Below are 15,341 nucleotides of genomic sequence, written 5' to 3'. Positions count from 1 at the left end.
GGGCGTCCGCTCCTGCGGAATTTCGGCCGCTCAATCGCCGAAGACTTCCTCGAAGAAGCCGTCCATCATCTTGTAAGCGCGCTTTGCGGCGCGTTCGTTGTACATGCATCCCGGCGGCGTGTTGGCCGTTTCCAGCGCGAAGCAATGCACCGCACCGCTGAAATTGACGAACTGCCAGTCCGCGCCGGCTTCGTTCATTTCCTTCTCGAATCCCGCGATGTTGGGCGCCACGCCTTTGTCGTCCGCGCCATTGAGGATCAATAGCGGCGCCTTCACCGCGCCCTGTGCCGCCGGCATCGTCGTGTCCAGTCCACCGTGGAAAGTCACCACGCCGGCGATATCGGCGCCGCTACGCGCCAGCTCCAGCACGGAAGAACCGCCAAAGCAGAAGCCCAGCGCCGCTATCTTGGCCGTATCCACAGGCGCCTTGCCTGCCTTCGTACGCAGCACTTCCAGCGCCTTGTTCATGCGCGCACGCATCGCGGAGCGGTCCGCATACATCTTCTTTACCTGGGCCATCGCCTGGGTCGGATTCTTCGGGCGCACGCCCTTGCCGTACATGTCGACCACCAGCACCACGTAATCGTCGCGAGCGATCTGTTTGGCCTTGTCCACCGCAGCGGGTGTGACGCCCAACCAGTCCGGCACCATCAGCAGGCCCGGGCGGATTTCCTTGCTGGCGTCGTCATAGACCAGAAAACCGCTGAAATTCTGTTTTCCTACTTTCCAGTTGATCGGCTTGGCGATGGGAGCGGCCAACAGGGGGCTGGCCCACAGAGCGGCCAGAACAAGCCAAACCAGTGAAATCTTGCGCATGTGGTCATTCCTTGATCGAGAGGGTGGTTCGGTACGGATACTCCCGCAATGTTGACCGAAGGCGCAGACCCGTAGGAGCGACGTAAGTCGCGAAACTCCGATCTGATTGACCAGGACCGTCCGATCGCCATGTTCGCGATTTACGCCCCCAAGGAAGTCCCCTTGGGGACGTCGCTCCTACGCGAACCCTCAGCTGATACCGATGCCGGGAATGGCGGAAATCGTATCCGGGTCGAAACCGGCGATAGCGGCGAAATGGCGGCCACGCGCCACGTAATCTTTGTAAACGCCGAAGCTGGGCGCGCCGGGCGACAACAGGATAACGCCGGTGTCGCCGAGCAGACGGCGAGCCTGGCCTACCGCGGACTCCAGATCGCCGGCCGCTTCAAGCTTGAACTTGCCCTCTGCGGCCAATGGCGCGAGCAATTCGTGGATACGCGGACCGTTGGCGCCCATGGTGACGATGGCCTCAGGCGCATCGCGCTTCATCGCTTCCGCGAAATCGGACCAGTCCACACCGCGATCGTGCCCACCGACCAGCACGGCGATGGGCTGTCCGTGAAAGCACTCCAGCGCCGCCAAGGTGGCGTGTGGGGTGGTGCTGATGGAATCGTTGACGTAAAGAATGCCGTCGCGCTCGCCCAGCGCCTGCAGGCGGTTGGGCAAAGGGCGGAAACTTTCGGCATGGGCGGCCAATACGGCGGCGTCCAAACCCAATGCCTCTATCGTCGCCAGCACGGCGCACAGATTGCCGCGATTGTGGCGACCGGGCAACGGCGTGCGCGTGGCGTCGAATACGAACGCATCTCCGCGATAGACATCGTCTCCGCGCAAGTGCCAACCTTTGGCATGATTGAACCAGTGCACTTCGATCTCCGCAAGCTGCAAGGACGCCAGCCTGGCATCGGCAGCGTTCAATATCGCGATCTTGGGCCCGGCCTGCGTCACCAACGCCAATTTGTCGGCGATATAACGCGCCTCGCTTCCATGCCAGTCCAGATGCTCAGGGAAGATATTCAGCACCAGTGCCACTTCCGGCCCCACTTCGGCAGCGGCGACGTCCAGCGTCTGGTAACTGGAAAGCTCGATGGCCCAAAACTCCGGCGCAGGTTGTGGGTCCAGCACCTCCAACAACGGCATTCCGATATTGCCGACCAGCGCGGTGCGATGGCCGCCCGCGCGCAGCAAATGCGCCAACAAGGCGGTGGTCGTGCTTTTGCCCTTGGTTCCCGTCACGCATAGCGTGCGCGCGGCGATGCCGTCCGCGCCTGCATGTTCGTCGAACCATAAGGTGCTGCCGCCGATGAAGAGCGTGCCGTTCGCGGAAGCTGCAAGAGCGGCTGCGGAATAGGGGCTGATGCCAGGCGATTTGACCACCACTTGCTGCGCGGACAGCGATTCGGCGGTGGCCTCCCTATGGATCGTCAGCAGCGGGTCGGCGAGGGCCGTCGCCTCCTCTGCTTCCTCCTTGTTGCAGAACAGGGTCAGCGGCAGCGCCGGCAACCGCGAACGGATCGTTTGATAGGCGGCGCGGCCTTCACGACCCCAGCCCCAGAGCGCTACGCGTTTGCCTTCAAGCTGCGAAATTCGCACGCAGTTGCTCCCACAACGCGGTCGGAACGCGATGCTCTCCCTCGAGCTTCAGCAGCGGCGCGATTTCCAGCTCGGATGCCGTCAGCTGCGGCCGGATCTCGCGGATGAAACGCACCACCAGCGCGTCTTCCTTCCATTCCGGACGCGAGGCGAGCGCGGCCATCGCGGCGCGCGATTCCTGGCCTTCGCCCACGCATTCGAAGGGTTTGTGGTCCTGGAATTCCAGCAACGCGTCGAATCCGCCCGCCTGCGCCGTATCGTCCAGCAGATTGCGGCCGAAGATGCCGACCAACCGCGGCTTGGGCATGAAGGGCGCCAGCGCCAGGAACACGAAATGGCACTTGGGGCACACGCCGCACCAGCGATTCACCGGACGCTCGCCCAGGATATGGAAGTTGCGGTTGCAGCTGGAAAAATGCGCGTCGTAACGATCCGTTTTGGCGAATTGCCGGGCCACAGCCAGTTCGCTGAGCGGGCGCAACAGCGAATAGTAGTGAAGGTCGGCAGCGACGCGCTGCTGAACATGGTCGCCAAAGGCGCGCTCGAATTCCCACCCTTTCGACCACTGGTGGTTCACTTCGCCAGTGCCGGGAATGATGCTGCCGTAGCTGGCCGAACGCTCGTTGGAGAACACCACCTGGTCGACGCCCTGCAGGATCGCTGCGAGAACGAGGATGGCGGAGTTCACCGCGGTGACCGGGATATGGCCGTTGTAGGCGCCTTGCCGGTTCAACTCGAACAAGCCCGGGGCCAGCGCGCGGCCCAGGTTGAATGTCGGCAGTTCCGTGCGAGCGGCGCATGCGGCGATCAGCTGCGAGTTGCCGATCCAAGTAACGGTCTGATCCACGCCCACCGCACGCAGCGCCTCGATCGAGACCAGCGAGTCCTTGCCGCCGCCGATGGCGACTAGGGCGTGATGGCGCAAGCCCAGCGCATCCGCTGTCGGCCCGATATCCGCCGTGCTGGGGAACTTGATGCGCCCATGCAGGTTCAAGCCGTTGCGATAGGCGAACTCGCCGAGCCCATTGACGTAGATCGTCTCCAACAAGGCGGCGGTTTCGGCATCTATCGAATATCCCTCGATACGGATTTCGGCTGGCACCGCCGCTTTGTAATAGCTGACGCCCGCGATCAGATGCAGCAGACGCAGGGCTTGTTCCGCCGCTGCGGCGCGCGGGCCTTCCAGCGCAAAGGGCGCGCCGGGGAAGGTCACGGTTTCGATCAGTTCCGGACCGCCGTCGAAGGCGTAGACGAGCTGCGCGACGCCGCTTTCGGCATCCAATCCGCAGCGCACGAAGCGGAACGCAGCGACTTCCTCGCGCTGGAATTTCCAATCAGACATCCAGCACCTCTTCTTTCGGCAACGCCCGCAGGTTGTAGGCGTTGGCCATGGCGAATCCGTAAGCGCCCGCATCGGCGATCAGCACCACATCGCCGTCCGACGTCGCGTCGGGAAGCCGCCGACGTTTGCCGAGCACATCGCTGGATTCGCAGATCGGTCCCACCACGTCGAAGACGCCGTCGTTCGCGTCATCGAGCCGGCTGAGATTGAGGATGTCGTGCCAGGCGTCGTACAGTGCGGGACGGATAAGCGCATTCATTCCGGCGTCCAGGCCGACCCGGCGGACCCCGTCTTTCTCCACGACCTGCGTCGCCGTCAGCAGCAGCACGCCGGCTTCGGCAACCAGATAACGGCCCGGTTCGATCGCCAAGCGATATCCCGGATAAGCGGCCTTGATCTCGGAAAGCCCCGCGCCCCAGGCCTCCAGGTCGAACGGCTCGTCGTCCTCGGTGTAGGGAATGGGCAAACCGCCGCCGATGTCGATCACTTCCACGCTACCGATGCGTTCGGCGATGCCGCCCAGCTCGTCGCAGACTTGCTTCCAGTGCTGCGGTGTCTCCACTCCGCTGCCCAGATGCGCGTGCAGCCCGATCACGTTGGCGCCCAAACCGCGGGCGAGCGCGACGAAGGTCTCCACCTTCGCGACCGGCAGCCCGAACTTCGAATCCTTGCCGCCGGTGCGCACTTTCTCGTGGTGTCCGTCCCCGCGGCCCAGATCCACGCGCAGCCACAGGTCGCGGCCGCGGAAAACCTCGGGCCAGCGCTGCAACGATTCGACATTGTCCAGAGTGACCGTGACGCCAAGCCCGTAGGCCGCCTCGTACTCCGCGCGCGGCGCGAAGCTGGGCGTGAACAGCACCCGTCGTGGCGATAGTTCGGGGATGATCTCGAACACGCGTTGCAATTCGCCCAGCGACACGCACTCCAGCCCGAAACCTTCCTCGACCAGCAGCTGCAGGATCGCCGGATGCGAATTCGCCTTGATCGCGTAATAGCGCTGGTCGATGGGCGCCAGCGCGTTCAGCGCTTGCGCGCGGGCGCGCACGGTCGGCAGGTGATAGGCGTAACGCGGCGTGCCGGCTTCGGCCATGGCCAGAAGCCGCGCGCGTTCGCCATGCCACCACGGCGTTTCGCGCTTGCGGATGCCGTTGGCGATCTCGCGCCAGCGCGGACCGAAGACGCTGGTCTCTTCCACCGGCATGGCGCCGCTGTCGATCAGCGCGGCATGCAGGACGGGCAGCAGTCCGTCGGCGTCGACCTCATCGATGACGAAGGTCAGATTGAGGTCGTTGGACGACTGCGAAATCATATGCACGCGCTCGCGGCCGAACGTGGCCCACACGTCCGACAGCTTGTGCAGCAACGAGCGCATGCCCCGACCCACCAGGGTGATCGCCGAACAGGGCGCGATCACTTTCACCCGGCAGATCTCGGTCAGATCGGCCGAGAGCGCGGCGAGCACGTTGGTGGTGACCAGGTTCTCGCTGGGATCCAGCGACACGGTGACGTTGGTTTCCGACGAACCGATCAGATCGACCGACAATCCGTGACGCTTGAATCGCTCGAACACGTCGGCCAGGAAGCCGACCTGTTGCCACATGCCCACCGATTCCATCGACACCAGCACGATGCCGTTGCGGCGGCTGATCGCCTTCACTCCGGGCACGGTGACGGCGTTGCCGTCGATGCTGGTGCCGGGCAGTTCGGGGCGTTCGGTATCCAGGATGGCCATCGGCACGCCGGCATCCCGGCACGGCTTGATGGAACGCGGATGCAGCACCTTGGCCCCAGTAGTGGCGATTTCCTGCGCTTCGGCATAGTCCAGCCGCGTCAGCAAACGCGCGTCGGGGACCTCGCGTGGATTGGCGCTGAACATGCCGGGCACGTCGGTCCAGATTTCCACCCGCTGCGCACCGAGCAAAGCGCCGAAATACGCGGCCGAGGTGTCGGAGCCGCCGCGACCCAGGATCGCGGTATCTCCATCCCGGTGACGCGCAATGAATCCCTGCGTCAACAGCATGCGCGCCGGTTGCTGGCGAAAACCTTCGCCCCACTCGGCACTGGCCAGCGGACTGCACGACACCGACAAACGCTGCGCCCAGGCGTTCTGGTTGGGCAACACCGCCGCCTGCAGCCAGTTGCGCGCATCCATCCAGCCGAAATCCAGGCCGCTGGCGCGCAGATAGGCGGCGCCGAGCGTGGACGAAAGCAGTTCGCCCTGCCCCAGCACCTCGGCCTGCCACGGCAGCGTGCGTTCGACGGCGCGCGGATCGGTCGCCAGCGCGCGCAGGATCGACAGGCGTTCGCCGAGCACTGCGTCGGCATCCAGCTCGAGTTCGGCCAGGAACTCGCGGTGGCGCTGCTCCAGTTTGCCGACGCGCTCCATACTGTCGGCGGCGCCATCGGCGATAGCGGTCAGTTCGTTGGTCACGCCGGAAAGCGCCGACACCACTACCAACACGCGCGCGTCGTTCTCTTCGGCCCTGCGTTTGGACAGCCGGCCTATCGTGTCCCAGCGATGGCGACGCGACACCGAAGTGCCGCCGAACTTGAGGACGATCCAGCGATCAGACGCAGGCGAGGCAGGAGACATGGACAGAAGAGGGGGACTGCCCGACCATTCGGGCGTGAACCGCCGATTCTAAACGAATGCTCTAAACGAATGCTTCCAGACGAAATTGCTGAACAAGGCCGACCCGTATGACCGTACGTCGCTACCTGCAACTCGATGTCTTCGCCAACCGGCCGGGAGCCGGCAACCCGCTGGGCGTGGTGTTCGACGCCTCCGATATGGAAGCGGACGCGATGCAGGCTTATGCCGCCTGGGCGAATCTGTCCGAGACCCTCTTCTTTCTGCCTCCCACTTCGCCGGACGCCGACTATCGGGTGCGCATCTTCACCCCGCGCCAGGAACTGCCTTTTGCGGGCCACCCTAGCGTGGGTGCGGCCTGGGCGGCGCTGGACTCGGGCTTGGCGCAGGCGAAGGACGGTCGCCTAGTGCAGGAATGCGCGGCGGGTTTGCTTCCGATAAGAATCGAGCAACGCGACACCACACGCTTGATCCATATCCGCGCGCCGCAGGCCCGGGAAGTGGAAACCGGAAGCCTCCATGCCGAAGCGGTCGCTTCCGCCTTGCAGGGCCTGCCGCGCGGCAAGCTCGCTCCTGCGTTGTGGAACAACGGTCCGAACTGGTGGCTGGTGGAACTGGCCGATGCGGCCGCAGTGCGCGCGATGCGACCCGATCTGCCCGCCATCGCCACGCTCAGCGCCGCCAGCGACGCGGTGGGGCTTGTAGTATTCGGTCGCGCAGAGGGCTCGGATCACGACTTGGCGGTGCGCGCGTATTGTCCAGCCGACGGCATACCGGAAGACCCGGTGACCGGCAGCGCCAACGCCAGCATCGCCGCGCTGCTGCACCATGCCGGTGCATTACCCGGTGCGGAGGGACGCTATATCGCCAGCCAGGGTCGCGAATTGGGGCGCGATGGACGTGTGGAAGTGCAGGTGGATTACGAAAACGAAGTCTGGATCGGCGGTCGCGTACAGGCGGTTATCCGCGGCAGCGTGGATTGGTAAGCTGCACGGCCCCCACCACCCCACTCTCCCATGACTTCACGCCGTTACGTGCAACTCGATGTCTTCGCCGACCGCCCCGGCGCAGGCAATCCGCTCGCAGTGGTTCTGGATGCGGAAGGGTTGGACGACGTCACCATGCAGGCGATCGCGCGCTGGACGCGGTTGCCGGAAACGACCTTCGTATTCCCTGCGACAAAACCGGAAGCCAGCTACGGCATCCGCATTTTCAGCCCGCGTCGCGAAGTTCCCTTCGCCGGCCACCCCAGCGTCGGCACCGCCCATGCGGTTCTGGAAGCGGGACTGGCGACGCCGCGCGACGGCCTGCTGGTGCAGGACGGCATCGCCGGACTGCTTCCCCTGCGCGTGATCGGCTCTGGGGCCACGCGCACCATCGCCGTACGCACACCCCGCGCGAAGGTGATGGAAATCGCCTCGCCGCAAGATGCAAGGCTGCGTGATGTGCTCGACACCCTGCGATTAGGGAACTTGCCGCCCGCTCTGATGGACGGCGGCCGACGCTGGTGGTTGGCGGAACTGCGTGATGAAGCCGCGCTGCGCTCGGCGACTCCACCCTGGGAAGCGATCGGCAAGCTGGCGCAGGAAACCGAAAGCATGGGCATGTGCGTGTTCGCGCGCAGCGATGACCCGGTCTATTTTCTCGCCGTGCGCGCCTGGGTCGGCGCTCCGGCGCAATTCGAGGATGCGGCCTCGGGCGCGGCCAATGCGACGCTGGCCGCATGGCTAGCTTCGCAGGATGCGCTGCCCGGCAACGATGGCCGCTACCGCATCAGCCAGGGCCGCGAAGTAGGCTACGACGCGATCATCGAATTGCAGGTTGACGTGGAAGGCGAGGTTTGGTCCGGCGGGCGCATTTGTAATGTTGTGACTGGGCGGATTGATTGGTAGTTGATGTCTCGTTGCCGATGATCCACAACGTCGTCATCCCAGCGAAAGCTGAGATGACGACAGAAAAAAGGAGCCTCGCGGCTCCTTTTTTCTTTTACTCCGAGCGGAAATTTCATTCCGCCTGTACGTCCACCCGCACCCGGATGCGGTCGCCGGGATGGTAATTGGTGCGCGTGTGGTAGGTGCGGTTGGCGTATTCGTAGGTGACGTCATAGCCATTGAGGCTCTCGTCATCGCCGTAACCGTCTCCGTAATAGCCATCGCGGCTGGTGACCGGCACCGGGTCGCAGACGCGCACGGTACCGCGGCGCGCATACTGGCGATTGCGCTGCGAGCTGTCGTAGATGGAGCGGCCGGCCATGCCGCCGACCATGGAACCCACCGCCGTGCCGACGTAGCGCCCGCTGCCATCGCCGACCTTGCTGCCCAGGACCGCGCCGGCGATGCCGCCGATCACTGTCGCCACGGTACGGCTGGTTTCGTTTCCATTGTTGCGGTAACCATCGTCGCGACCGTAGTAGCCGTCGTCGCGGCCATAGCGATCGTCTTGGTTGTAATAGCCGTCGTTGCCCGTATAGACATCATCGGCCTGGCGGTAACGGCACTGGGTCGAACGCTGCGAGGTACGGTTTCCGTAAGCACCGGAGCCGATGACCGGATCCACGCGCAGCACGCGCGCGTAATCGTAGGTCGCGCCCTGCCCCTGATACGAATTGGACTGGTACTGGTCGGAACCGTAATAGCGATCCTCCTGCCCGTAGTAGCCGGACGATTGCGCGGCGGCGGTACCGGCGAAGGCAAGGCCCGCAACTAGCAGGGTGACGGAAAGGGGTTTCATCTGAGCGGGCTCCCAACGCCGGAGTGGCGCCCATGCATCGTCGAGTCGCGCGGGTTAAACGAGTCTGAACTCAGCCCGCTCGGCCAAGCCGGTTTAGCCATGCGACAGCTTGGACCGCGATGGCTTGCGCCTGGCGACCCAGCAAAGGCCCGACATGGCTGCTTGCAATCGTTTCCAGCCTATCCGCCCGCCAGGTCTGCGCCCAATCAGCAATAACCTCCGCCGGCACGTCCTCATCCCGCTCCGAAACGACGAACAGCGCAGGGCAATCCGGTTTTTCGACTTCAACGCCCGCATGCGCTTCGCGTAGCGCTTGGCCCGATTCGTCGCGCCAGTGGCGGAATGCCCACAATGCGCTGGCATCGTCCGCGTCCGGCATCGCTTCGCGGGTGGAATGCAGCCGCGCGTTCCGCCTCCACGGAACCATTCGATCCCATGGGCGCTGGACTAGTCGCCGGTGCCAAGGCGCGGGCGGCAGCGGATTGACCAGCACCAGAGCATCGGCCTCGTCGGCGCACATCGCAGCCAGCAAGCCGCCCAGGCTGGCGCCCACCAATACGCGAGGGCGCTGCAGTACCCGCAGCGCCAGTTCCACCTGCATCGCATAGTCCCGCAAAGCGGTTGCGCCCAAGCCTTGTGGAGCGGGCTGTAGCTCCACCGTCCGCACAGCGATGGCGTGCGCCTCCAGTACGCCACGCCATCGGCCCCATTCCCAGGCGCCGCCACCGGCGCCATGGATCAACAAGGCATTCCAATCACTCAACCAAGGTCGCTTCCAACGTCACCGGCACCGCAAGCGCGCGCGAAATGACGCAGCCGGCCTTTGCCGCATGCGCGATTTCGTCGAATTTGGCGGCGTCGATACCCGGTACTTTGGCCGACATGACCAGCTTCACTCCGGTCACTGTCGGACCCGGATCGGCGCCGGGTTCCATCGACACTTCGGCGCGCGTGTTGATGCTGTCGGCGATGAAGCCTTCCTTCCCCAGCACCGCCGAGAGCGCCATGGTGAAGCAGCCTGCATGCGCGGCGGCCAGCAGCTCTTCGGGGTTGGTGCCCTTCTCTTCGCCAAAGCGCGTCTTGAAGGAGTAATTCTGCGCAGCGAACAATCCGCTCTGCGGCGTGCTCAGATTGCCTTTTCCGGACATCAGGTCGCCATTCCATTCCGCGTCGGCGAATCGTTTCAGGGCTGCCATTTCGTGCTCCTAACCAGGGGGAGCGCGAAGCTTACACCTGGGGCCTGTTAACGCTCCGTACCGCAGTGCGACTTGACCGCTCCGCCCATGACCGCAATGCTGGCTGCCCGCCATGACCGCCCGCCGGCGTCACGCTCGTCACTCGTCCAGGACGCTCAGCCCGGACCGCCATGACGGCCCTCTATTCCAAAAACCTTTGGGAGGAACGGCCTCATGCCTTATTCGACAGCGCAAATCCGCAATGTGGCCTTGGCAGGCCACCCTGGCGCCGGCAAAACAACCTTGTTCGAAGCCCTGCTGCATGCCGGCGGCGCCCTGCAGACGGCAGGCACGATTGAACGCGGCACCACCGTGTCCGATCACGACCCGATGGAAAAAGACCGTGGCCATTCCATGGATAATGCTATCGCCAGCACCGATCACGGTGGCATCCACGTCAACCTGATCGATACTCCGGGCTATCCGGATTTCCGCGGCCCTACCCTGTCGGCATTGGCCGCGGTGGAGACCGTGGCGATCGTGGTGGATGCCGACACCGGCATCGGCTACGGCACCCGCCGCATGATGGAACACGCCAAGACGCGCAACTTGTGCCGCGTGATCCTCGTCAACAAGATCGATCACCCGGGCGCCAAACTCGGCGTGTTGCTCGACAACCTGCGAGAGACCTTCGGTGCGGAGGTACTGCCCCTCAATCTCCCGGCCGAGGGCGGCAAGTCCGTGGTCGATTGTTTCTGGAAGCCCACCGGCGACAGCAACCTGGGTCCGGTCGCGGCCTGGCACCAGAAGATCATCGACCAGGTGGTCGAAGTGAACGAAACGGTGATGGACCGCTATCTCGACCAGGGCGAATCGGGACTGCAGGGCGAAGAACTGCATGACGCTTTCGAGCAGTGCCTGCGCGAAGGCCACCTGGTGCCGGTGTGCTTCGTTTCGGCGCGCAGCGGCGCCGGCGTCAGGGAACTGTTGGACATCGCCGAGAAGCTGTTTCCGCACCCCGGCGAAGCCAACCCGCCGCCCTTCGTCAAGGGCAGCGGCGACAATGCCGCGCCGATCGAGGCCAAACCCGATCCCGATGCGCATGTCATCGCCGATGTCTTCAAGATCGTCAATGATCCTTTCGTGGGCAAACTCGGCATCTTCCGCGTGTACCAGGGCACGGTCCGCAAGGACACGCAGTTGTTCGTCGACGACGGCCGCAAGCCTTTCAAGGTCGCGCACCTGTACAAGATCAAGGGCAAGGACCATGTGGAGATCGATGAAGCCATCCCCGGCGACATCGCCGCGGTCGCCAAGATCGAAGACCTGCATTTCGACGCCGTGTTGCACGACAGCCACGACGAAGACGAAATCCGCCTCGCTCCGCTCGCCTTCCCCAAGCCGATGTTCGGCTTGGCCATCGAAGCGACGCGCAAGGGCCAGGAGCAGAAGCTGTCCACCGCGCTGCATCGGCTGGCGGAGGAGGACCCCTGCTTCCGCGTCGAGCACGAATCGGAAACCAACGAAACCGTGATCCGCGGTCTGTCCGATCTGCATTTGCGCGTCAACCTGGACCGGTTGAAGGAACGGCATGGCGTGGAAGTCGCTTCGCGACCGCCGCGCATCGCCTACCGCGAAACCATCGGTACGGCGGCGGAAGGCCATCACCGGCACAAGAAGCAGACCGGCGGCGCGGGACAGTTCGGCGAAGTGTTCCTACGCATAGAACCGCTGCCGCGCGGCGGCGGCTTCGAGTTCGTCGACGCGGTGAAGGGCGGCACGATTCCCGGCCAGTTCCTTCCGGCGGTGGAAAAAGGCGTGCGTCAGGTGCTGCAAGGCGGCGCGCTGGCGGGCTATCCCGTGCAGGATGTGCGGGTGACGGTGTACGACGGCAAGTACCACGCGGTGGACAGCAAGGAGATCGCCTTCGTCGCGGCCGGCAAGAAAGCTTTCCTCGATGCGATAGGAAAAGCACGTCCCCAGGTGCTGGAACCCATCGTCGACCTGGAAGTCAGCGCGCCGGAAGCGCAAGTGGGCGACATCACCGGCGGCCTGTCCTCCAAGCGAGCGCGCATCAACGGCACCGATGCGGCACGCGGGGAGATCGTGGTGAAGGCGCAAGTGCCGTTGTCCGAGTTGGAGGGCTATGCGGCGGAACTGAAATCGGTGACCGCCGGCAAGGGCCGCTACAGCCTGGATTTCAGCCACTACGAGCCGGTGCCCACCAACGTGCAGCAGCGGCTGGTGGAGGCCTACAAGCCCAAACACGAAGAAGACTGACGCGCCGGATCCTTGCTACCGTACGCGTTGTCGAATCCGGGAACGCACCATGAAGCCGCTCGCGTTGTCCCTGCTGGGCTCCTTGCTCGGCGTCGTGCTCGCCTTGCTGCTCTACGACCGTTTCGTCGTCCAGCCACGCGAAGCCAGACGCACCGAGGCGGCCACTGTCGATCTTTCCGGGGCGGCGGCGGAGCAGGCGAAAAAGATCGCCGATGGCGTCGACGCTTCGGTCAAGCGTAGCGTCGATAGCGCCCAGCAGGCGTTCGAGGCCCAGGCCGCGGACCAGAACAAGCGCCGCAAGCTGGCCGAAGCGGTCGCGCAGACCCAGATGTATAAGGTAGCACTGACCGAATCCTTCATGAGCAACGGCCAGTGGCCCGCCAAGGCATCCGACGCGGGTTTGCCGCAGAACAACCCCAAGGCGGGCGGCGCCATACGCGACATCGCGGTCGGCCAAGGCGGCACTATCACCGTCACCTTCGATGGCAGCTTCGCCGAAGACGCACAGTTTCAGCTAGTCCCCCAGGCCGACCCCGACACTTATCAGGTGCGTTGGCAATGCAGGACTTCCGGCGATCCGGACTTGAAGCGCTATCTGCCCGACTGCGCTCAGGGCTGAGCCGGAATCCTGGCGGACCCGTCGATCGGGTTCGATTTCATTGCCGAAGTCCCTCAATGCTGCAACCGCATAGTTGCCGTCTCTCACACAAAACTCGCCGCCGAATCCGGCCGGTTATCAGTTCATCGCAAAAAAATACATGAAAAAGGGTGTTTTTCCTGTTTTTGGTATTGGCGTAGCCGAGTAATTGCCCTACATTGCGCATGCCGACGTGGTCGGCCCGATTACCCACCTATTGACTGTAAAACAGGACATTTATGGCAACGAGCAAGAAAAAAGCTGCGCCCAAGAAGGCCGCCCCGAAGAAAGCCGCCGCTAAGCCGGCAGCACCCAAGCCCATCAAGGAAGCTCTGAGCAAGTCCGGTCTCGTCGCACACCTCGCCGAAGCCGCTGGCGTCGCTGCGAAGGACGTACGCGCCATCCTGGCCTCGCTGGAACACGCGGTCGCCGGTTCGGTCAGCAAGAAGGGCGCAGGTTCTTTCACCCTGCCCGGCCTGCTGAAGATCACCGCCGTCAACGTGCCGGCCAAGGCCAAGCGCAAGGGCATCAACCCGTTCACCAAGGAAGAGCAGTGGTTCGCCGCCAAGCCTGCTTCGGTGAAGGTCAAGGTTCGTCCGCTGAAGAAGCTGAAGGACGCCGCTGCCTGATCGCAGCGCTCCAGGCAGTACCCACTCGGGACGGCATTGCCGTCCCGAGTCGTTTCTGGCGCACGAAAATCCCGCTGTAGGTCAGGGCTATGCCCCCGACGGCTTCTCGCACGATCAAGGACTACAGCGCGCCGGCTAGGTAGCGCCTGCCTCATATTTGAGGCAGAAGCCGATCTACGGATTCGAACTCCTATCGACAACCCATGTCGTTGGTCATGCTTGACGATCTGCGAATGCGGCCGCAGTTATAAGGATCAACCCCTACTCAGGAACCGCAAAGAATGAAGATCCAGGGTTTTCTAGACCACCTGCTCAAATCCGCGCAAGGCGGCGGCAACGCAACCAATGCGGCGCCCACGCAGGGCGGCCTGGGCGGCATGCTCAATGCCGATTTCGGCAAAGGCGCTCTAGCCGGCGGCGCGCTCGGCCTGCTGCTGGGCAAGAACAAGACCACGCGCAAGCTGGCCACGTATGGCGGACTGGCGGCGATCGGTGTGATGGCCTACAAGGCGTATGGCGATTACAAGCAGCAACAAGGCGACGCCTCGACCGAACCGCAGACGGTCGACCGTTTGCCGCCGCCGCAGGTCGAACTGCATAGCCAAGCGATCCTCAAAGCGCTGGTGGCCGCCGCCAAGGCCGATGGCCATATCGATGCGCGCGAGCGCCAGGTGATCGAGGGCGAGTTCACCCGCGTCAGCCAGGATGCGGAATTGCAGCAATGGCTGCACGCGGAACTTGAGAAGCCGCTGGACCCGGCCGAAGTCGCGCGCGCCGCCAGCACTCCGGAAATCGCATCCGAAATGTACCTAGCCAGCCTGATGGCCGCCGACGAACAGAACTTCATGGAACGCGCCTACCTGGATGAGCTGGCGCGTCAGCTGAAATTGGACGATGCCTTGAAGCTGAGACTGGAACAGCAGATCAGGCAGGCCTGAAACCGCCGCCATGGCTGCATCGCGAGCGACCCGCCATTCCGCACGTGCGGCCAAGCGACTGCTCGCATGGAGCGTTTTTATCCTGCTCGCGGTCTGGACCGCGATCTGGTCGTGGCAGCAACCCTTCATGGCCAAACCGCGCGCGCTGTGGGAACTGTCGCGGATGCCTCCGTCGACCGCGCTGGCGCCGCCCGTCCAGGGCGTGCGCGCCTCACGCATCGCCGACACCTTCGGTGCGCCGCGCGGACGCGACCGCAGCCATGCCGGCGTGGATATCTTCGCTCCACGCGGCACTCCGGTGCTCAGCGCGACGCGGGGTATCATGGTGTCGGTGCGGGAAGGAGGACTGGGCGGCAAACAGGTCTGGGTATTCGGCCCCGGAGGCGAACGGCATTACTACGCACACCTCGACGATTGGCAGGAAGCCTTGGAAACCGGCGACTTGGTCGCTCCTGGCGACCCCGTGGGTACGGTAGGCACCACCGGCAACGCACGCGGCACGCCGCCGCACCTGCATTACGGCGTATACGGAAATGACGGCGCCTACGACCCGCTGCCCCTGCTGAAGGCTTACCCTCGCTAAACCGCAGGTCAATCCTGTGGAACAGTCC

14 protein-coding genes are annotated in these 15,341 nt (G+C 64.1%); 7 read left to right on the top strand and 7 right to left on the bottom strand.

Annotation, left to right across the window (positions count from 1 at the left end):
- Positions 1–30: 30 nt before the first annotated feature.
- The 4 genes from J2W94_RS01385 to J2W94_RS01370 all read right to left on the bottom strand — a co-directional run bounded on the left by J2W94_RS01385 (position 31) and on the right by J2W94_RS01370 (position 6,344).
- Positions 31–816: a dienelactone hydrolase family protein gene (locus J2W94_RS01385; RefSeq protein WP_310089823.1), complete on the bottom strand. Its 786-nt coding sequence runs from the start codon at positions 814–816 to the stop codon at positions 31–33.
- Between the two features lie 189 nt (positions 817–1,005).
- On the bottom strand, positions 1,006–2,409 hold the full coding sequence (gene murD, locus J2W94_RS01380) for a UDP-N-acetylmuramoyl-L-alanine--D-glutamate ligase (RefSeq protein WP_310089822.1): 1,404 nt from the start codon (positions 2,407–2,409) through the stop codon (positions 1,006–1,008).
- Positions 2,390–3,751, bottom strand: coding sequence for a UDP-N-acetyl-alpha-D-muramoyl-L-alanyl-L-glutamate epimerase (gene murL / locus J2W94_RS01375; RefSeq protein ID WP_310089821.1), 1,362 nt, complete (start codon positions 3,749–3,751; stop codon positions 2,390–2,392). The genes murD and murL overlap by 20 nt, the downstream gene beginning before the upstream one ends.
- Entirely contained in the window at positions 3,744–6,344 is a 2,601-nt protein-coding gene (locus J2W94_RS01370; protein WP_310089820.1) for a bifunctional aspartate kinase/diaminopimelate decarboxylase, read from the bottom strand. Before J2W94_RS01370 ends, murL begins: the two co-directional genes overlap by 8 nt.
- 107 nt (positions 6,345–6,451) lie before the next feature.
- On the opposite strand from J2W94_RS01370, the gene J2W94_RS01365 reads away from it, so the two are divergent.
- Both J2W94_RS01365 and J2W94_RS01360 read left to right on the top strand, forming a co-directional pair.
- Positions 6,452–7,327 carry a PhzF family phenazine biosynthesis protein gene (locus tag J2W94_RS01365; RefSeq protein WP_310089819.1) on the top strand — a complete coding sequence of 292 codons (876 nt, stop codon included), beginning with the start codon at positions 6,452–6,454 and terminating at the stop codon, positions 7,325–7,327.
- Between the two features lie 30 nt (positions 7,328–7,357).
- Entirely contained in the window at positions 7,358–8,233 is an 876-nt protein-coding gene (locus tag J2W94_RS01360) for a PhzF family phenazine biosynthesis protein (RefSeq protein ID WP_310089818.1), read from the top strand.
- Positions 8,234–8,345: 112 nt separating this feature from the next.
- Here J2W94_RS01360 and J2W94_RS01355 read toward each other — a convergent pair whose 3' ends face one another.
- The 3 genes from J2W94_RS01355 to J2W94_RS01345 all read right to left on the bottom strand — a co-directional run bounded on the left by J2W94_RS01355 (position 8,346) and on the right by J2W94_RS01345 (position 10,267).
- Positions 8,346–9,071, bottom strand: a complete 726-nt coding sequence (locus J2W94_RS01355; RefSeq protein WP_310089817.1) for a glycine zipper 2TM domain-containing protein — start codon at positions 9,069–9,071, stop codon at positions 8,346–8,348.
- Between the two features lie 70 nt (positions 9,072–9,141).
- Positions 9,142–9,834 carry an alpha/beta hydrolase gene (locus tag J2W94_RS01350; RefSeq protein WP_310089816.1) on the bottom strand — a complete coding sequence of 231 codons (693 nt, stop codon included), beginning with the start codon at positions 9,832–9,834 and terminating at the stop codon, positions 9,142–9,144.
- Positions 9,827–10,267, bottom strand: a complete 441-nt coding sequence (locus J2W94_RS01345) for an OsmC family protein (RefSeq protein WP_310089815.1) — start codon at positions 10,265–10,267, stop codon at positions 9,827–9,829. Before J2W94_RS01345 ends, J2W94_RS01350 begins: the two co-directional genes overlap by 8 nt.
- Positions 10,268–10,480: 213 nt before the next feature.
- Here J2W94_RS01345 and fusA point away from each other — a divergent pair, with 213 nt between their 5' ends.
- The 5 genes from fusA (at position 10,481) to J2W94_RS01320 (ending at position 15,313) form a co-directional block, all read left to right on the top strand.
- Positions 10,481–12,526 (top strand): elongation factor G, encoded by a 2,046-nt coding sequence (gene fusA, locus J2W94_RS01340; RefSeq protein ID WP_310089814.1) that lies wholly within the window; start codon positions 10,481–10,483, stop codon positions 12,524–12,526.
- A 49-nt stretch (positions 12,527–12,575) separates the two neighbouring features.
- A complete protein-coding gene (locus J2W94_RS01335; RefSeq protein WP_310089813.1) occupies positions 12,576–13,145 on the top strand; it encodes a pilin in 570 nt (189 codons plus the stop codon).
- 257 nt (positions 13,146–13,402) lie between these two features.
- Positions 13,403–13,792 carry an HU family DNA-binding protein gene (locus J2W94_RS01330; RefSeq protein WP_310089812.1) on the top strand — a complete coding sequence of 130 codons (390 nt, stop codon included), beginning with the start codon at positions 13,403–13,405 and terminating at the stop codon, positions 13,790–13,792.
- A 281-nt stretch (positions 13,793–14,073) separates the two neighbouring features.
- Positions 14,074–14,730 carry a tellurite resistance TerB family protein gene (locus J2W94_RS01325; RefSeq protein ID WP_310089811.1) on the top strand — a complete coding sequence of 219 codons (657 nt, stop codon included), beginning with the start codon at positions 14,074–14,076 and terminating at the stop codon, positions 14,728–14,730.
- A gap of 10 nt (positions 14,731–14,740) precedes the next feature.
- Positions 14,741–15,313 (top strand): M23 family metallopeptidase, encoded by a 573-nt coding sequence (locus tag J2W94_RS01320; RefSeq protein ID WP_310089810.1) that lies wholly within the window; start codon positions 14,741–14,743, stop codon positions 15,311–15,313.
- Positions 15,314–15,341: the final 28 nt, after the last annotated feature.

It is taken from the genome of Pseudoxanthomonas sacheonensis (assembly GCF_031455975.1).
Lineage (GTDB): Bacteria > Pseudomonadota > Gammaproteobacteria > Xanthomonadales > Xanthomonadaceae > Pseudoxanthomonas_A > Pseudoxanthomonas_A sacheonensis_A.
The sequence above is the reverse complement of the archived record's forward strand: the minus strand, read 5'-3'. Positions and strand labels throughout refer to the sequence as shown.